Raw genomic sequence first — 16,336 nt, 5'->3', positions numbered from 1 at the left:
ACCTGAGAAACTCGGCATGACCGACGCGGAGCTCGCGGTTCACCCGACCGTGTTCGCGGCCGATGCGCTGAAAAACCAGGTCGTGCTGGTGTCCGGCGGCGCCGGCGGCATCGGGCGGGCGATTGCCTGGCTGTTTGCGCGGCTCGGCGCGCATGTCGCCGTGGTCGGGCGCGATCAGGGCAAGCTCGATGTGCTTGTCGCCGAAATGGCCGGACGCGGCCTGAAAGCATCGGCCCACACCGCCGACATCAGGGAGCCCGACGGGGTCAACGCCCTGTTCGACGCGGTATGGTCCGCCCATGGCCGGCTCGATATTCTCGTCAACAGCGCCGGCGGGCAGTTTCCGCAAGCCGCGATCGATTTTTCGGTGAAGGGCTGGAGCACAGTCATCAACACCAATCTGAACGGCACCTGGTATATGATGCAGGCAGCCGCGCAACGCTGGCGAGACCGCAAGCATCCCGGCAGCATCGTCAACATCGTGGTCGTCACCACGCATGGGCTCTACGGCATCGCGCATTCCGTCGCAGCGCGAGCTGGCGTGATCGGGCTGTCGCGCGCTGTTGCGGTCGAATGGGCGCCGCTGAACATCCGCGTCAATTGCGTGGCGCCCGGCGCGATCGAAACCGAGGGCTGGAACGTCTACACGCCGGAGGCCCGCGCCGCCTATCCGCGTTCGAACCCGATGATGCGCGCGGGATCGCCATGTGACATCGCGGAAGCCAGCGTCTACCTCGCCGCCCCATCCGGCAAATTCGTCACCGGGGAAACGCTGACGGTCGACGGCGGCGGTCAGCTCTGGGGTGAGACCTGGACCACGGGCAAGCCGGATTATTTCGGCGGCGACAAGTGACGCGCTAGTCGATCCCGCATGCCCCGCTATCGCCTCGCCATTTTCGATTTCGACGGCACGCTCGCCGACTCGCTTCCCTGGTTTCGAACCGTTTTTCAGGACCTGATCGCGAAGTTCGACCTCGCGCCCGTCAGCGCCGAGGAACTGGAGGGATTGCGCGGACGGTCGGGTCGCGAAATCATCGCCCGCCTCAACTTGCCGATGTGGAAGCTGCCGGCCATCTCGCGCGACATGCGGCGGCGCAAGCTTGCCGCCGCAAACCAGATCTCGCTATTCGATGGCGTCCCGCAATTGCTGGCCGACCTGCGGAGCGACAGCATCCACGCCGCAATCGTCAGCTCCGACAGCGAAGCATCGGTACGCCAGGTCCTCGGTCCTTCCGCGGCGCTGATCGCGCGCTTCGACTGCGGCGCCTCGCTCTTCGGCAAGCACCACAAGTTCAAGCGCGTCGCGCGGCAGCTCGGAACAAGTCCTTCCGAAGTCCTCTGCATTGGCGACGAACTCCGCGATATCGAAGCCGCCAGGGCCGCAGGGATGGATTCCGGTGCGGTCGCCTGGGGCTACGCCCAGCCCGCCGCGCTGCAGGCGGCCGGGCCGACGCACTTCTTCCATACGTTCGAGGAGATCAAGCAAGAGTTCGCGATCGCCTGATTGAACCGTCACGCCTTTTTCTGCAGCACCGTCACATGCAGGCGACGACGGATCTCCATTCCCTGCCTTTGATAAAGCGCGATCGCTGAGGTGTTGCTGCTAAACACATGCAGGAACGGAATCTCGCCTCGATCAACGATTCCGCGGGCGACCGCGCCGAGCAGTGCCTGCGCGTAGCCGCGGCCGCGATGATCCGGGTGCACGCAGACCGCCGTCATCTCGGTGTAATTGCCGGGCTTCATGCGCTCGCCGGTCATCGCGACGAGCCGGCCATCGATCCTGATGCCGAGAAACGTTCCGAGTTCATGGGTGCGCGTGCTGAAAGGACCGGGTTTTGTCAGTTCGACCAGTGCGATCATCTCGGGCACATCGGCCACGCCGAGCGTGACGATCTCAACGCCGGGCGCCGAACTGTCCTTGGGCGTTCCTGTCATCTGCTCCCCGGTCTCAGCGAGCAGCGTTTTGAATTGATCCGGCGCGGTGACTGCGCCTGATGTAAACAGCACGGCGATCTCGGATCCGGACATCAGCGCGCCAAGGGCGGCAAAGCTTTCGGGCGACATGTCGACCATGTCCGCGAACGGCGCGATCGCAAGCGGAAAGCGCCGCGCCACGGCGCCGCCCTCCGCCAGCGCCTGCTGCCGGGTCGTCAGAGCGCTCCAGATGGGCTGATCGAGCGGATGAGTCATGGTTTTGCCGACGCACGTCCGCTCAAAGCACGCAGCCGTAATGCGCCGACGACACCAGCCGGATATATTTGTCGTGCACCGAGCCGCGCCGCACCCGCGCCGCGTCAGGCGCGCGCCAGTCTGCCATGCGCCGGGCGATCTCCTCGGGCGACACGTCGAGGGTGACGGTGCGCGCACCGGGATCGATCACGATGATATCGCCGTCGCGGACCGCCGCGATCGGACCGCCACGCGCCGCTTCCGGCGAGACATGGCCGATCAGGATGCCGTGCGAGACGCCGGAGAAGCGCCCGTCGGTGATGAGCGCGACATCCTCACCGAGGCCCTGCCCCTGCAACTGGATCGTCAGCATCACCATTTCGGGCATGCCAGGCCCGCCGACCGGACCGACATTGCGCACCACGATCACATTGCCGGCCACGATCTCCCCGGCGCGGATCGCAGCCATCGTGGCGGCCTCGGATTCAAACACCCGCGCCGTGCCGCGGAATTGCCCGTTGTCGAGCGTCTTGCCGGAGAGTTTGAGCAGGCAGCTTTCCGGCGCGAGATTGCCCTTCAGCACGCTGATGTGGTTGTTCGGTGGCGCGACGGGACTGGCCACCGGCGAAACGATCTTCTGCGGGCCGATCTGATCCAGCGTCGGCACATCAGCGAGGTTTTCGGCCAGCGTCTTGCCGGTGACCGTCATCACGTCGCCGTGCAGCAGGCCGTTGCGCAGCAACTCCTTCATCACGACGGGCACGCCGCCGATCGCATGCAGGCTTCCCATCGCAAAGGGTCCATGCGGCTGCAGGTCGGCCAGCAGCGGCACCCGTTCGCCGACCGCCTGGATGCGCTCGATGCCGACCGGCACCTGCGCCTCGCGCGCGACCGCGAGCAAGTGCAGATACATGTTGGTCGAACCGCCCATCGCATAGACGGTGGTGATCGCGTTCTCGAACGCGCGCTCGGTCATGATGTCGCGCGGCCGGATGCCGGCCTCGATCAGCCGGTACAGCGCGTCGACCGAGGCACGGGCCTGTGCACGGACGTCGGCGTGGATATCGCTGCCGGCATGGTAGTCGGCCGGATGCGAAGCGCCGCGCGGCAGCATCATGCCGATCGCTTCCGCAATCGTGCTCATCGTGTTGGCGGTGAACATCGCGCCGCAGGTGCCGCTGCCGGGCATCACGTTGCGCTCGATCTCGGTCAACTCTTCCGACGAGATGCGGCCGGAATCGTTGGCCGCGCGCGCCTCGGCGTAATCCATGATGGTCAGATTGTTGCCCTTGGCGCACCAGGCACCGAACGACACCCGGCCCGGCGAACTGGTGCCGGGATAGAGCACCAGCCCGAAGGCATTGGTCCGCGCCAGCGGCATCAAGGCGGCAGCGCCGGTCTTGTCGCATCCGGAGATCACGATCATGGCGTCGCCATGGTGCGCATAGTGCCCGATCTCGAAGCAATCAGCGACGACGTCGCGCGACGCCAGGCTGTAGCCCGCCGTCGGCGTGCCCTGCGTCAGCGCGTCCGACACCGCCGGCGCCCCCACGATCAGGCCCTGCCCGCCGCGTTCGGCGAGAATTTCGACGAGCAGATCGGTGATGGCGCGCACACGATTGTTGCAGCGATGCGCGTTGGTGTAGGCGCTGGCGATCGTCACGACCGCGCTGGTCTTCGCGGCGCGGTCCGGTTCGAAGCCGGCGGCACGCAATTCGACGCGGGCTTTCTTCCAGTAGGTGCTGCTGTCTTCAACCATTATTGTTTATTTGCCTCTTGCATGCTGATCGAACGCGCTGAGCACCGCGAGCGTCAGCGCCGTGATGCCGGTTTGAATAGTCGGCTTCGGTACCGGCGCGAACAGCGGTGAATGATTGCCGGGCAGTGGCGTCCCGGCCTTGTTTGCCGCCATCCACCGTTCCGGCTCGTAGACGCCGATATTGAACATCATCGACGGCACGCCGGCTCCCGCGAATTCGGAAAAATCCTCGCTGGTCGTGTTCGCCGGCGTCTGCCTCAGCTTTTCGCCGAACGCCGCCTTCAGCACCTTCTCGGCGGTCGCGACCACGGCGGGATCGTTGATCACGGCCTTGGTGCCTTCCGCGATCCTGATCTCCGGTTCCGGCGCATCCGACATCGCCGCGGCGGCCTTCGCCACCCGTTCGATACCCGCCACCAACTTGTTGCGCACCGCAGGTTTGAACGTGCGAATCGTCCCCAGCAGTGTTGCCTCGTCCGGGATGATATTGCCGACCGTGCCGCTATGGATCGACCCAATGGTTACAATTGCGAATTCAGTCGGATCCTTTTCACGGCTGATCACGCTCTGCACATCGACGATGAAACGCGCGGCCATCATCACGGGATCGATGGTCAGCTGCGGCATCGCACCGTGGCCGCCGCGGCCGCGGAACTTGATAAAGAGGCCATCGACGTTGGATGAGCCGACGCCGACGCGATAGCTGAGATTGCCGTAGGGAAAGCCGCCGGCATGCAAGGCAAAGGCGAAATCGGGCTTCTGAAATCGCGTGAACAGGCCGTCATCCAGCATGGCCTTCGCGCCCTGCACGATTTCCTCGGCGGGCTGCGCGATGAACATCAAGGTGCCCTTCCACTGGTCCTTCAGGCCTACCAGTGTCTTCGCCGTGCCGACCCAGTTCGCCATGTGAATGTCATGGCCGCAGCTATGCGCGATGAACGTCTCGCGGCCGTTCCAGGTGGTCTTTTCACGGCTCGCATAGTCGAGGCCGGTCTTCTCCTCCATCGGCAGCGCATCGAGCTCGGTGCGCACCAGAATGGTGGGGCCGTCACCATTCTTATAGATCGCGACCAGCCCGGTCCTGCCGACCTTCTCGGTGACCTCAAAACCAAGCGCGCGCATCTCGGCGGCGAGTCTTGCCGCGGTCTTTACCTCCTGAAACGCGAGTTCAGGATGGGCATGGAGATCCTTGTAGAGCGCATCAAGCTTTGGATAGTCCGCCTCGAACGATTTTTCGATCGCGGCCTTGAGCGCGGGAACGTTCAACTCGGCATGCGCGGGCCAGAGCGTGAATGCACAGAGCCCCGATGACAAAAGCAAGGATTTGACCAAGTGCTTCATGGCGGCGGCGCTCCCTTGTTTCCCCGGTGTTGCTCTTATCGGCAGCCTGGACGACGGCTCGTTGAGTGTCTACCCGGTTTTGCCGTCGTCAAAGCTCACGATCACGGCAGCGTTGGCGATCAGGATAGGATCATTGCCCAGATCGGACGGGATCTCGAGCCCGCCCGCAATCGCCGTCACGGTCTTGGTGCCATATGGCAATTCCTTGGCGACCGCCGCGGTATCCACCGCCTCGGGGTTCGGCACGGCGATGGTGACATCGACAAACATATCGTTGGCGGTCTTGCCCAGCATCCGGAAGAAGCCGAGGCTGGAGTGGCGGATTGCGTCCGAGACCGCGCGCTTGGCGGCCTTGGTGGCGTCGCGGCCATGAACATCAACGCCCATGCCCATTTCGGTAATACAGCGCACGCGTGCCATCAGGTTTTTGCTTTCGTTGGAGTGCGGGGGATCAGTCTCAGCGCAGAGTTTCGCGCCATGGCGGTCCGAAGGCAAGTGGGCGACTGAAAGCGACGAAGCAAACCGCTCCTTCTTGAAGCGGCGAGATGCGCAAACCGATCACTGGCGATCCCTGAGCTTCCGAACAGTCGTCGTCAGACGATCGATTTCGTCCTCCGTATTATAATAGTGAGGCGAGGCGCGCACGATCGAAGGCAATGCACGCCGCTTCGCGTCGAGAAGCGTGCTTGCAGGATCCGACGTGCTGACATTGATTCCCGCCCCGGCCAGATGCGTCTTCACGGCATCGGCCTCAAAGCCCGGGACGGAGAATGTGACGATCGCCGCCGGGTGTGGTCCAAGGTCATGGATCGTCACATCAGGAATCTGGCCAAGCCCGTTGCGCAGCAGGCCAGCCAACGTCCGGCAACGCGCGGCAATCGGCTCGATTCCAATCGCCTGCGCGTAGTCCACCGCGACGCCGAGCCCCAATCTTGCGGCGTAGTTGTTCTCCCAGGTCTCGAAGCGACGGGCGTCGGCCCTAAGCTGGTAGCGATCGGGCGCCAGCCACGGCGCGCCGAAATGGTCGATCATCGGGGGCTCGAGCTTGCCCAGCAGTTCGCGGCGCACATACAGGAATCCCGTCCCGCGCGGACCGCGCAAGAACTTGCGTCCCGTCGCCGAAAGCATGTCGCAGCCGAGCGCCGCGACGTCGACCGGTATCTGTCCGACGGCCTGACACGCATCGAGCAGATAGGGAATTCCGTGCGCCCGTGCGATGCGGCCGACGGCGGCCGCGGGATTCACCAGGCCGCCATTCGTTGGCACCCAGGTGATCGCGATCAGACGTACGCGATCGTCGAGCATCCGCTCCAGCGCTTCCGCATCCAGCACGCCATTTGCGTCATCAGGGATGATCTCGATCACCGCCCCGGTGCGCTTGGCGACCTGCAGAAACGCAACATAGTTCGCCGCGTATTCGGCCCGCGCTGTCAGGATGCGATCGCCGTCGCGCAACGGCAGGGCGTAAAACGCCATTTGCCACGCCACAGTGGCATTTTCGGTCAGCGCGATCTCATCCCTGGCGGCGCCGATCAGACCGGCAACACTGTCGTAAACGCCGTCAAGGCGTGCTGCAGCCTCGGCGGCGGCCTCGTAGCCCCCGATCTCGGCCTCCCGCCTAAGATAGTCTGTCATCGCCTGCAGCACCGGCAAGGGCATCAGGCCGGCGCCGGCATTGTTGAGGTGGACACGGCTGATGACACCGGGCGTCTCAGCGCGAAGGCGTTCAAGATCAATGGACATGGGCAATCCGGTTTCAGACGAACCGAGGAAGCCTACCAGACCAGCCCTGCCCCCGGAGGGGTGGATTGGGCCGTGCGAAAAAAGAAACAGACCGTGTCGGAATCCTGTCCCCTCGTTCGTCCACCCCATGAGCCCACGCCGACGACGGCCCAGTAATCCTCACTGATCTGCCTGTCGACCCTGCCCGGACCATCCTCTCCCTCCAAAGCCACCGAGCCTGCCGATTCACCTCAACCGACAAGGACATCCGTCATGACTTCCATCACGCCGTTCCTCTGGTTCGACAACAACGTCCCCGCGGCCGTCGCCTTCTACAAATCGGTGTTTCCCAATGCCAAGGTCGAAATCGTCAATGACTTCATGGCGAGTTTCGAACTCGAGGGGCAGAAGTTCAACGCCCTCAATGGCGGCCCCAAGTACAGATTCAACGAGGCGGTCTCCTTCTTCATCAGCGTCGAGACCCAGGAAGAGGTGGACTATTTCTGGAGCAGACTGACCGCCGACGGCGGCGAGGAATCGCAATGCGGATGGCTGAAGGACAAATTCGGCCTGTCCTGGCAGGTTGTGCCCACGGCGCTGGGCCGTTACCTCGGCGATCCCGATCGCACGAAGGCCGATCGCGCCATGCAGGCCATGATGAAGATGCGAAAGATCGTCATTGCCGACCTCGACAAGGCATTTGCCGGCTGATCCCCTCAGCAAGGTGATCAATCTAACAACGAACCCGGGCGTGCCAACACGCGCCCGGGTTTTGTCTGGTTATGCCGAGGCCGGCACCGTCGCCGCTTGAGCGTTCGCATTCGTCTTGGGGAACGGCTTGAAGGTCATCGCGATCAGGAACGCGCCCAGTCCCATGGCCCAGGAGCCGACGTAAAGCCACGTGTAACTGCCAAGGGTATCGTAGATCAGGCCGCCGGCCACCGGCCCCGTGGCCATGCCGAGGCTGCCGGCCATCGCCGTGCCGCCGATCACGGTGCCCATCATCTTCAACGGGAAATTCTCGCGCGCGATCGCGGCGTATAGGGGCATTGTGCCGGCATAGATGAAGCCGAACACCGCCGCCACCGCATAGAAGCCGGCAAGGTCGCGGACGAACACATAGGCCAGCGCGCCGAAGGCCTGCACCAGCAATCCCGCCACAAGAACGCGCTTGGCGCCCAGTTTGTCGCCGAGGATGCCGAACGCGATGCGGCCGCCGAGCCCCGTGAGCCCTTCGAGGCTGTAGATCGAAACCGCCGCGATCAGCGGGATACCGCAGCTGACGGCATAGCTGACCGTATGGATGATCGGTCCGGAATGGGTGGCGCAGCAGAAGAAATTCGTCAGCAGCAGGATCGCGAACTGGGGCGACCGCACCGCTTCGCTCACCGACATCTCGGTTTGCTGCTCGCCGTTTGCCGGGACACTGGCGCTGGCCGCCGCGAGCGCCGGCGGGCGTCGCACCAGGAGCGACACTGGAATCATGATGACGGCAACAATCGCAGCCACGATCTGCAGTGTCGTTCGCCAGTCATGGAACGAGACCAGCCAGGCCACCAGCGGCGCCATGGTCATGGGCGCGATCCCCATGCCGGCCGACACCAAGGACACCGCGAGGCTGCGATGGGTATCGAACCAGCCGGTGACGCAGGCCATCATCGGCGCAAAGATCGCAGCAATCGCGCCGCCGACCAGAACGCCGAATGCGAACTGGAACACCAGAAGCGAAGTCGCTAGGCTTGCGAGCAACAAGCTTGCCGCCAGCACCAATGATCCGGTCAGCACCACCGGCAACGGCCCGAACCGGTCCGACAGGTTGCCCCAGAGCATGCTGCAGCACGCCATCGCCAGGAAACCGACCGTCATCGCGCTCGATACGCCGGCGACCGACCAGCCGGTATCCCGCGTGATCGATTGCAACAGCACCGGCAGTGAAAACATCGCCCCGATCGCGACACAGCCCAGCGTGCCGCCGGCCGCGACAATCACCCATCGATAGCGGGAATGGTCCATTGCAAATCTCCGTTTTGGCGCTTCTTTGTTCAAGACGTACGAGAAGCGCCAAAGGCGACATGATCAGGATAATTTTTTAAGGGCACGCCTTTTAAAGACCCGTGGCCAGTTCAGGAACTGGCAGCAGGTGGCATCTTGTCGAATTTCGGCAAGGCCGGATCGAGATCATCCCAGGCATGGCTGCGTATCCCGTAGGTCACGGCCTGCGGCTTGAACCGGGCGGGATCGTCGAGGCTCGCCGCGTGCACGGTAATGACATCCGGCATCGCCGTGTAGGTCAGATGGACCGGTGACCCGCAGGCCGGGCAGAAGCTGTGCGTCTTCACATTGCCGCTATCGGCAACGACGTCGCAACGCGCCGCCTTGCCTTCGAGTTTTACGTTCTTCCTGTCCATGAAGGTCAGATAGGAGCCGTGCCCGGTGCCGCTCCTGTGCTGGCAGTCCAGGCACTGGCAGTGGTTCATGAAGACAGGTTCGCTGGAAATTTCATAACGGATCGCGGCGCAGGCGCAGCCACCGGTAAAAACTTTGCTCATGTTGTTCCTTTTCGTGGAGGTGATGCGAGGTAATCTGGATTTCGAAAGCAGGATCAGCACCGGTCAACACCATTTCACCGATGAGAAATCAGCTTCAGCCATGGCGCCAGATGAAAGGCGCTCATCAGCAAATACATCGGAACCATTCCGCTCAGCGGTGACGCCGGCGAACACAACGCCTCCACCGCTCCGCCGCCAAGAACGGACGTGAGCAACGCCATGATCGCGAAGGTCGGCGCGGCCGCGAGGTATAGAAATTCGGCGGCGCCGGTCGCGGCCGCATTGCCGTTGTTGCGAGGAATCGCACCGGTGCTGCGTGCGACGGCATGCGTCTCACTCATGTCCTTCTCCTGCGTTACTGCTAGCTGGCTGCTCCCGCTCGCGCAGCACTGCGCGAGCGGTGGCTGACGTCGCCGGATTAGCCGCTTTGCTTGCGCATGGCGGCCTCGCCGGCGTCCGACACCTCGACCCACTTTTTATCGGGCGCGGCGTTCGGGACGTAGCTGTCGTGCCAGTTCCACCATTTGTAGGTTGGCGTCTGCGGCGTACCTTCCGGAGAATCCTCCCAGATCTCCTGGCGGCCAAGCGGCGTGATGTCGAGGTAGTTCCAGGTGCCGCCCATCTGCTCGTCGCCGCGGTTGTTGATGAAGTAGGTCCGGAAAACCTTGTTGCCGTCGCGGATGAACACGTTGGTGCCGTGCCATTCGTCGACGCCGAAGTCTTTGTCGAAGCTGTCGGTGACGGTGTACCAGGGCATATCCCATTCCATCCGCTTTTTCAGCCGCGCGATGTCCACCTGCGGCGCGCGCGAAACGAAAACGAGCGTGGTATCGCGCGCGTTCAAATGAGCGAGGTGGGCGACCTGATCGGCCACCATGGAGCAGCCGCGGCACGCATGCTCGGGCCAACCATGCACGCCAAGCTCGTAGAACGCGCGGTAGACGATCAACTGGCGGCGGCCGTCGAACAGGTCGACCAGGCTCGCTCTGCCACCCGGTCCTTCAAACGCGTACGTCTTCTCCACGGCCATCCACGGCATCCGCCTGCGCTCGGCCGCCAGCGCGTCACGGGCACGGGTATTGGCTTTTTCCTTCACGAGCATCTGCTGGCGCGCAGCTTCCCACTCCATTGCCGAAACGACATGCGTCTTCATTGCCTGAATCATGGCTAGCCTCCTGTTTGGTGCGATGCTTGTTGCGGTCGGCGTCGTGCTGCGGCGTCAGGCCGGCAGCCGCCGGTCGTATTCCTTTTGCAGTTTGCTCCAGCCTTCCCAGAACGGCGCCGGCTCATTGCCGGATGCGCGTGCGACAAGGACGTCGAGATGCATATGCCAGCCGGCGCTGACCTTGAGCATGGTCGAACGATCGGGCAGACGGCGATGGATCACCGTGAGCAGCACGCCCTGCCCTTTTGGCTCCAGTTCAAACGTCACGTCGCCGCTGTTGTTCCAGGCGATGGAAAGCTTGCGCATCGGATCGAGTTCGGTGATCCGGCTTTGCATGCGGTGTTCTTCGGGAAAATCGGCCGGCCGCGGACTTGGCGGATCGTTGAGCTCGCCGTTGCGCCAAACGAATTCGACGGGCGCGCCAACCTTCATCTCCATCACGCCTGCCGCCAGCCATTTGCGGCGCAGGTCGCTGTCGGTGAGATAGGCCCAGATGCGCTCGATCGGACCGGGCAACAGCCGCTGGATCTTCAGCGTGGTGGGTTCGATCAGCGTGCCGTAGGCATCGGGTGTCTTCGCATCCATCGTTCTACTCCTTCACGTCTTGCTTTTCTTTGCCGCCGCTTCGTCTTCGGCGCGCAGCAGGGATTCCAGCGCGTCGAGTTTTTCAGTCCAGAAGCGCTCATAACGCCGCAGCCACTCATTGGCTTCTGCTAGCCGCGCCGCTTCCAGGCGGCACAGATGGGTGCGGCCCTGGATCGTGCGCTTCACCAGCCCTGCGTCCTCCAGCACCCGCACGTGTTTCGACGCACCCGCAAAGCTCATGCTGAACGGGGTCGCCAGTTCCCCAATCGTGAGTTCGCGTTCCGCGAGCTGGCCAAGCATGGCCCGCCGGGTGGGATCCGCGAGGGCATGAAAGACGGCATCGAGATGGGTCTCTTGTTCAACCATGTAGTTTAACATAGTCGTGCAGTCCGGATTGTCAACCGATCGGTTTAACTTCTTTGTGATCGAGTTCCGAAGGTCTAGCCGCCCGGCACGGTGTAGACGTCGCAGGGAGCGGCGATGCCGCGCAGCGGATGCGTTCCGAGCGGGATTAGTTTTGCGGAGAGCTCGCGAGCGACCGCGCCGGAAATCAAAACCGTCCGGCCGAGCGGCCGGCACAGCCCCTCGAGCCGGCTGACCAGATTGACGGCGGGACCGATTGCGGTGAAATCCAGCCGGTCCGCCGCGCCGATATTGCCCCACAGAATTTCACCGAGATGCAGCGCGGCGCCGAAGCTGAGAGATGGCAGCCCCTGCTCTCGCCGCGTCTCATCGAGATGTGCCATTCCGGCCTGGGCTGATGTGACCGCGCGCAGCGCGGCGGTGCAGGCATCGCCGGGATTGTCGCCGATAACCGGAAAGATCGCCAGCATGCCGTCGCCGATGAATTTCAGCACTTCGCCGCCGAAGGCGTGAACGGCACCGGCCATGCAATCGAACCAGGCATCGAGCGCGGTGATGACGGAAGCCGGCGGCGAAGTCTCGGACAGCGCGGTGAAACTGCGTAGATCCGCATAGAGCAACGCGGCACGGATGGTTTCGCCGACATCACGCCGCAATGGTCCTGCCAGAACGCGCGCCGCACTGCGCCGGCCGAGATAGGCCTCGAGCGTTGCGGTCAGCGTCGCGCGCGCTGAAAGGGCGGCGAGTGGTGCGGCGGCAAAACGGGCGGCCTCGCGCAACCGGGCGATCTCCGCTTCCGTGAACTGACGCGGCCCGATCCATGAGAGCACAGGTCCATCCGGTCCCGGGCCCACGACGTCTTCGTGCACCATTCCGCCCGCGAGCCCGGCCAGCCAGTGGCGGCCGGCATCACCAGCGGAATCCTTCTGTCCTGCATTTGCGAATCCCGCCGGCGCGAAACCTACAGCCTCGATCACCTCGCCGTTGTCGGCCCGCCATAGCCAGGTACGACGGGCAATGATCGGATGCGGGACCGCGAGCGTCAGGGCGCCACCGGCGAGCGGCAATTTATCAGCGATCAAATGCGCACCGAGTTCGGCAAGGAACCGGTCCGCACCCGGTGCAGCGCCCGCCGCATCCACCAGCCATGTCAGCGTCGAATTGAGTTGCATGGGCCGATCATGTGGCAGCGGCGCGTCATTGTCATCAACCGCCCTTGGTAAATCCGCGCGCGGGCATATGTTCGCATCGGTCGCACCTTCTTCATGCCAACGAGCAACGAGGTTTTCGATGACTGAAGCGTTCGTCGTCCAGCGCGAGACCCACATTGCGGCGCCCCGCGCCAGCGTGTTCGCCTTCCTCACCGATCCCGACAAGATCGTGCAATGGATGGGCACCGAGGCGACGACTGAGATGCATCCGGGCGGGCTCTATCTCCTGAAAGGCGTCGGCAGCGCTACGGCGCGCGGCGCATTTCGCGAAGTCGTGCCGGTGCACCGCCTCGCCTACAGTTTCGGCTGGGAAACCAACGACGAGGTGCCGCCGGGATCAAGCCTGATCGAAATCGATCTGATCGAACAGGATGGCGGCACGCTGCTGCGCATGACCCATAGCGGTCTTCCCAATGAAGCCACCTGCGCCAGCCATGACAAGGGTTGGGCGCATTACCTCGGCCGGCTGACATCAGTCGCCGCCGGCCGCGATCCCGGTCCTGATTGGGGACCGAACGGCACGCGCAAGCCGGCGTGACGGCTCACCCCGCGTCATCCTCGTCAAGCGACTGGCTTGGGAAGATCAAGCGCCGAGCGCAGGCGGCTGACACCCGCCGGTAGAGCGCCGCGTCGCGTGCCGGCGCCAAGTCAATCCAATAACTTCATGAAGTTGCGCTTGCGATCGAAACGCGCTTTGAGCCCCAGGACATAATCCGCCTGCTCTTTTTTGCTGCGCATGGTCGCCATGCGCGCGATCAATTTTGCTGCCTCCGCGTAAGCTGCATTGCCACCAGTATTGACAAGCAAAACAACGCGTTCGGCATGAACTTCAAGTGCCTCACGCGGATGCGTCGCCTCGCTCGCCCTGGCAAGTTCGTCCTTCAAGGCCGGCGACGAGCCGTGTTTCCGCGCCACCGCCCAGGCTGCATCGAACATCTTCTCCTGCATCCATATTCGGATGAGAAGATCGGACGGCTGAAACCAATGGAATCGCGCGCCTGAGGCCTGCTTGGCCTCCAGGAAGCTGACAGCGCGAGCGCGGGTTTCCTCGCCGCCGAATTTGCGCAGCCGCCAGTAGAGATGGAGCGACGGCGTCTTTTCGAAAGCACGCCACAGGTGCGCCTCGGCATTTGCGCTTCGACCTGCCTTCGAAAGGGCGTCCGCTGCGAAGAGTACGAGCCGCTCGTCCGGCCGCTCATCCTCGAACACCCAGAGTCCCTCCTCAGCACGGCGAACGGCCTCTTCCTCTCGCCCGTGCAAGCGGCAGAATTCGGCGACTTGCAGATAGTCCCACTGGGACGCACTCGGCAAGGTGCTGATCCCGGCGATGAAGAAACAGGGCTATGGCGGCGGTTTCGCCGCGGCGCTGATGGCGTCGGCCTGCGTCAACGGGCCGATCATCCCGCCCTCGATCCCGCTGGTCATCTACGGGCTGTCCGCGGGAAAAGGCGTCTCCATCATTGCGCTGTTCCTCGGCGGCATCGTGCCGGGCATCCTGCTTGCGCTGTCGCTGATGGTCGCGGCCTACTGGATCTCGGTGAAGCGTAACTACCCCGTCTCGGAAGCCGTGCCGATCCGGCAGATTCCCCGGCTGTTCCTGCCGGCAAGCTGGGCGCTCATGATGCCGGTGATCATCCTGATCGGCGTCACCGGCGGCATCGTCACGGTCACCGAAAGCGCCACCATCGCCGTGGTCTACGCCGCGTTCATCGACTTCTTCATCTACCGGGAGCTCAGCCTCAGGACGATCTGGCCGATTCTGATCCAGACCGCCCTCGACACCGCGCTCGTGATGTTCGTCATCGCGCTGTCATCGGGCTTCGGCTGGCTGCTCGCGGTGTCGGGCACGCCGCGCGCGCTCGCGAGCTGGATCGGCTCCCTCTCCTCGGATCCGACGATCATCCTGATGATGATCAACGTCTTCCTGCTCATCATCGGCATCTTCATGGAGCCGCTGCCGGCGATGTTCATCCTGATCCCGGTGCTGGTGCCGGTGGTCCAGGCCGTCGGCATCGACCTCGTCCATTTCGGGCTGGTGATGGTGTTCAACCTCTGCCTCGGGCTGATCACGCCACCCGTCGGCATCCTGCTCTATATCTGCGCCAACTTCGCCGGCGTGAAACTGGAAGAAGAGAGCCGTGAACTCGGCCCCTTCCTGGGCGCCGGGGTCGCGGTGCTGATCATCATCTCGCTGTTTCCCGCGACGGTATTGTGGCTACCGAGACTGCTTGTGGGCTACGGCCAGTAGAGGCAACGGAGGTGCCCGATGGAGCGCCTCCGCATCAGCGATCCGCCAGTTTGCATCCCGGCTGCGGCGCGATCTGGCCCAGCGCACGGACCGTGACGAGTTCGCTCCCCTGCGTCTTGGCGATAAACATGTTCATCGTCGCGTAGTGGTTCTGGTCGATCGTCACTGGCCCGGTCGGCGATGGAAAGACGAGCCCCGCCATCGCGTCGATGATGGCCTCCTTGTCGACCTTGCCGGCCTTCTTGATCGCGCCCCTGAGCGCGATCAGCGTGTTGTAGTGCGTCATGACGTAGTTCGACACCAGAACGTCCGCGCCGCCCTCGGCGCGAACCTTGGCGACAAACGCTTTGAGGGCGGGGTCATCGCTGGTCGCGACCGACGGCACCGCCGTGTGCATGTTCTGGCCCTTGCCGCGAAAGATGCCGAGGTCGATTTCGGACAAGCCGAGGAACGCGACCGTCGTCTCCTTGAACAATCCCTTGTCGTCGGCCTGCCGGATGAAATCGATGCCGTCGCCTTTGAGCGCAAACAGCAGCACCCTCGGCTTGGCCGCCGCGACCTGCGCGATCAGCGGGGTGAAATCCGTCTCGGTGCCCAGCGTATATTGCGTGCCGACGATTTTGCCGCCGAGCTTTTCAATGAGCGGCTTTGCGATGTCGAACATCTGATGCGGCCAGACCCGGTCTGCGCCCAGCAGGAAATAAGTATTGCCGAAGCTCTGGTTCATATAGGGCAGCAATTGGCCCATGTCCTGGTTGGGTACGGTCGAGAACGAGAAGACATAACGGCTGCATTTGCCGCCCTCATAATTGGTGGCGTAGAGCAGCGGCGTTTTCGAGCTCTCGGCAATTGGTACGACCGCATTCAGGTTTGCCGAGGTGATCGGGCCGACCACCGCGACAACGCCATCGCTCTCGATCAGTTTGCGCATCGCGGCCTCGGCGGAGGCCGGCCGTGTTTTGTCGTCGGCGTACATCACCTCAACGGGTCTGCCGAGAATGCCGCCCGCCGCGTTGATTTCCTTGGCCGCGAGGTCGAGCCCGAGCTTGGCCTGCTGGCCGTAAAGCTCGACGCCGCCGGAAAACGGCAGCACCGCGCCGACACGGATCGGCTCGGCGGCATCGACGCTGCTGAGGCCTGCGCCACAGACCAGCAGCGCGAGCGCCATTCGTTTGATCGACCGCAACGCCATACGCGTCCCCTCCGCAACCAAGAATCAGT

Annotated in this window: 19 protein-coding genes; 5 read left to right on the top strand and 14 right to left on the bottom strand. The window is 63.5% G+C overall.

Features of this window, described 5'->3' with window-relative positions; all coding sequences use genetic code 11:
* Positions 1-16 precede the first annotated feature (16 nt).
* Together JQ558_RS17990 and JQ558_RS17985 are read left to right on the top strand one after the other, a co-directional pair.
* On the top strand, positions 17-853 hold the full coding sequence (locus JQ558_RS17990; protein WP_249142521.1) for an SDR family oxidoreductase: 837 nt from the start codon (positions 17-19) through the stop codon (positions 851-853).
* Positions 854-871: 18 nt separating this feature from the next.
* Entirely contained in the window at positions 872-1,504 is a 633-nt protein-coding gene (locus tag JQ558_RS17985; protein WP_212294435.1) for an HAD hydrolase-like protein, read from the top strand.
* 8 nt (positions 1,505-1,512) lie between these two features.
* Here JQ558_RS17985 and JQ558_RS17980 read toward each other — a convergent pair whose 3' ends face one another.
* The 5 genes from JQ558_RS17980 to JQ558_RS17960 all read right to left on the bottom strand — a co-directional run bounded on the left by JQ558_RS17980 (position 1,513) and on the right by JQ558_RS17960 (position 7,015).
* On the bottom strand, positions 1,513-2,193 hold the full coding sequence (locus JQ558_RS17980; protein ID WP_212207934.1) for a GNAT family N-acetyltransferase: 681 nt from the start codon (positions 2,191-2,193) through the stop codon (positions 1,513-1,515).
* 22 nt (positions 2,194-2,215) lie between these two features.
* Complete coding sequence (locus JQ558_RS17975) at positions 2,216-3,931, bottom strand: dihydroxy-acid dehydratase (RefSeq protein ID WP_212294434.1); 1,716 nt, start codon at positions 3,929-3,931, stop codon at positions 2,216-2,218.
* A gap of 6 nt (positions 3,932-3,937) precedes the next feature.
* On the bottom strand, positions 3,938-5,272 hold the full coding sequence (locus tag JQ558_RS17970; protein ID WP_212294433.1) for an amidohydrolase: 1,335 nt from the start codon (positions 5,270-5,272) through the stop codon (positions 3,938-3,940).
* Between the two features lie 69 nt (positions 5,273-5,341).
* Positions 5,342-5,692 (bottom strand): Lin0512 family protein, encoded by a 351-nt coding sequence (locus JQ558_RS17965; protein ID WP_212207931.1) that lies wholly within the window; start codon positions 5,690-5,692, stop codon positions 5,342-5,344.
* A 138-nt stretch (positions 5,693-5,830) separates the two neighbouring features.
* A complete protein-coding gene (locus tag JQ558_RS17960; RefSeq protein ID WP_212272768.1) occupies positions 5,831-7,015 on the bottom strand; it encodes an aminotransferase class V-fold PLP-dependent enzyme in 1,185 nt (394 codons plus the stop codon).
* 252 nt (positions 7,016-7,267) lie between these two features.
* Between JQ558_RS17960 and JQ558_RS17955 the strand changes: the two genes are divergently transcribed.
* Positions 7,268-7,705, top strand: a complete 438-nt coding sequence (locus JQ558_RS17955; protein ID WP_212207930.1) for a VOC family protein — start codon at positions 7,268-7,270, stop codon at positions 7,703-7,705.
* 69 nt (positions 7,706-7,774) lie between these two features.
* Here JQ558_RS17955 and JQ558_RS17950 read toward each other — a convergent pair whose 3' ends face one another.
* The 7 genes from JQ558_RS17950 to JQ558_RS17920 all read right to left on the bottom strand — a co-directional run bounded on the left by JQ558_RS17950 (position 7,775) and on the right by JQ558_RS17920 (position 12,828).
* Positions 7,775-9,007, bottom strand: coding sequence for an MFS transporter (locus JQ558_RS17950; RefSeq protein ID WP_212207929.1), 1,233 nt, complete (start codon positions 9,005-9,007; stop codon positions 7,775-7,777).
* A 110-nt stretch (positions 9,008-9,117) separates the two neighbouring features.
* Positions 9,118-9,543 (bottom strand): GFA family protein, encoded by a 426-nt coding sequence (locus JQ558_RS17945; RefSeq protein ID WP_212294432.1) that lies wholly within the window; start codon positions 9,541-9,543, stop codon positions 9,118-9,120.
* Between the two features lie 74 nt (positions 9,544-9,617).
* Positions 9,618-9,884: a hypothetical protein gene (locus JQ558_RS17940; protein ID WP_212207927.1), complete on the bottom strand. Its 267-nt coding sequence runs from the start codon at positions 9,882-9,884 to the stop codon at positions 9,618-9,620.
* 77 nt (positions 9,885-9,961) lie between these two features.
* The gene (locus JQ558_RS17935; RefSeq protein ID WP_212294431.1) at positions 9,962-10,708 is read right to left on the bottom strand and encodes a DUF899 family protein; all 747 of its coding nucleotides are present in this window, start codon (positions 10,706-10,708) and stop codon (positions 9,962-9,964) included.
* A 54-nt stretch (positions 10,709-10,762) separates the two neighbouring features.
* Positions 10,763-11,293 carry an SRPBCC family protein gene (locus JQ558_RS17930; protein ID WP_212272560.1) on the bottom strand — a complete coding sequence of 177 codons (531 nt, stop codon included), beginning with the start codon at positions 11,291-11,293 and terminating at the stop codon, positions 10,763-10,765.
* Positions 11,294-11,305: 12 nt separating this feature from the next.
* Entirely contained in the window at positions 11,306-11,671 is a 366-nt protein-coding gene (locus JQ558_RS17925) for an ArsR/SmtB family transcription factor (RefSeq protein ID WP_249127711.1), read from the bottom strand.
* A gap of 62 nt (positions 11,672-11,733) precedes the next feature.
* Positions 11,734-12,828: an adenylate/guanylate cyclase domain-containing protein gene (locus JQ558_RS17920; RefSeq protein WP_212272562.1), complete on the bottom strand. Its 1,095-nt coding sequence runs from the start codon at positions 12,826-12,828 to the stop codon at positions 11,734-11,736.
* Between the two features lie 118 nt (positions 12,829-12,946).
* Between JQ558_RS17920 and JQ558_RS17915 the strand changes: the two genes are divergently transcribed.
* Positions 12,947-13,405, top strand: coding sequence for an SRPBCC family protein (locus JQ558_RS17915; RefSeq protein WP_212207923.1), 459 nt, complete (start codon positions 12,947-12,949; stop codon positions 13,403-13,405).
* 110 nt (positions 13,406-13,515) lie between these two features.
* Here the strand turns inward: JQ558_RS17915 and JQ558_RS17910 are convergent, their stop codons facing one another.
* On the bottom strand, positions 13,516-14,178 hold the full coding sequence (locus JQ558_RS17910; RefSeq protein ID WP_212294430.1) for a hypothetical protein: 663 nt from the start codon (positions 14,176-14,178) through the stop codon (positions 13,516-13,518).
* Between the two features lie 16 nt (positions 14,179-14,194).
* Here JQ558_RS17910 and JQ558_RS17905 point away from each other — a divergent pair, with 16 nt between their 5' ends.
* Positions 14,195-15,115 (top strand): TRAP transporter large permease, encoded by a 921-nt coding sequence (locus JQ558_RS17905; protein WP_212294429.1) that lies wholly within the window; start codon positions 14,195-14,197, stop codon positions 15,113-15,115.
* 34 nt (positions 15,116-15,149) lie between these two features.
* Here the strand turns inward: JQ558_RS17905 and JQ558_RS17900 are convergent, their stop codons facing one another.
* The gene (locus JQ558_RS17900) at positions 15,150-16,307 is read right to left on the bottom strand and encodes a substrate-binding protein (protein ID WP_212294428.1); all 1,158 of its coding nucleotides are present in this window, start codon (positions 16,305-16,307) and stop codon (positions 15,150-15,152) included.
* Positions 16,308-16,336 lie beyond the last annotated feature (29 nt).

The organism is Bradyrhizobium sp. AUGA SZCCT0160 (assembly GCF_018130105.1).
Lineage (GTDB): Bacteria > Pseudomonadota > Alphaproteobacteria > Rhizobiales > Xanthobacteraceae > Bradyrhizobium.
Note: the sequence above shows the minus strand (reverse complement) of the source record. Positions and strands in the feature narration are given on the sequence as shown.

Excerpts from the sequence above, each read along its gene's own strand:
- JQ558_RS17970 (WP_212294433.1), bottom strand. The coding sequence starts at position 5,272 with ATGAAGCACTTGGTCAAATCCTTGCTTTTGTCATCGGGGCTCTGTGCA.
- JQ558_RS17935 (WP_212294431.1), bottom strand. The coding sequence starts at position 10,708 with ATGATTCAGGCAATGAAGACGCATGTCGTTTCGGCAATGGAGTGGGAA.
- JQ558_RS17920 (WP_212272562.1), bottom strand. The coding sequence starts at position 12,828 with ATGCAACTCAATTCGACGCTGACATGGCTGGTGGATGCGGCGGGCGCT.
- JQ558_RS17905 (WP_212294429.1), top strand. The coding sequence starts at position 14,195 with ATGAAGAAACAGGGCTATGGCGGCGGTTTCGCCGCGGCGCTGATGGCG.
- JQ558_RS17940 (WP_212207927.1), bottom strand. The coding sequence starts at position 9,884 with ATGAGTGAGACGCATGCCGTCGCACGCAGCACCGGTGCGATTCCTCGC.
- JQ558_RS17915 (WP_212207923.1), top strand. The coding sequence starts at position 12,947 with ATGACTGAAGCGTTCGTCGTCCAGCGCGAGACCCACATTGCGGCGCCC.
- JQ558_RS17945 (WP_212294432.1), bottom strand. The coding sequence starts at position 9,543 with ATGAGCAAAGTTTTTACCGGTGGCTGCGCCTGCGCCGCGATCCGTTAT.
- JQ558_RS17965 (WP_212207931.1), bottom strand. The coding sequence starts at position 5,692 with ATGGCACGCGTGCGCTGTATTACCGAAATGGGCATGGGCGTTGATGTT.
- JQ558_RS17960 (WP_212272768.1), bottom strand. The coding sequence starts at position 7,015 with ATGTCCATTGATCTTGAACGCCTTCGCGCTGAGACGCCCGGTGTCATC.
- JQ558_RS17975 (WP_212294434.1), bottom strand. The coding sequence starts at position 3,931 with ATGGTTGAAGACAGCAGCACCTACTGGAAGAAAGCCCGCGTCGAATTG.
- JQ558_RS17980 (WP_212207934.1), bottom strand. The coding sequence starts at position 2,193 with ATGACTCATCCGCTCGATCAGCCCATCTGGAGCGCTCTGACGACCCGG.
- JQ558_RS17955 (WP_212207930.1), top strand. The coding sequence starts at position 7,268 with ATGACTTCCATCACGCCGTTCCTCTGGTTCGACAACAACGTCCCCGCG.
- JQ558_RS17930 (WP_212272560.1), bottom strand. The coding sequence starts at position 11,293 with ATGGATGCGAAGACACCCGATGCCTACGGCACGCTGATCGAACCCACC.
- JQ558_RS17900 (WP_212294428.1), bottom strand. The coding sequence starts at position 16,307 with ATGGCGTTGCGGTCGATCAAACGAATGGCGCTCGCGCTGCTGGTCTGT.
- JQ558_RS17985 (WP_212294435.1), top strand. The coding sequence starts at position 872 with ATGCCCCGCTATCGCCTCGCCATTTTCGATTTCGACGGCACGCTCGCC.
- JQ558_RS17925 (WP_249127711.1), bottom strand. The coding sequence starts at position 11,671 with ATGTTAAACTACATGGTTGAACAAGAGACCCATCTCGATGCCGTCTTT.
- JQ558_RS17990 (WP_249142521.1), top strand. The coding sequence starts at position 17 with ATGACCGACGCGGAGCTCGCGGTTCACCCGACCGTGTTCGCGGCCGAT.
- JQ558_RS17950 (WP_212207929.1), bottom strand. The coding sequence starts at position 9,007 with ATGGACCATTCCCGCTATCGATGGGTGATTGTCGCGGCCGGCGGCACG.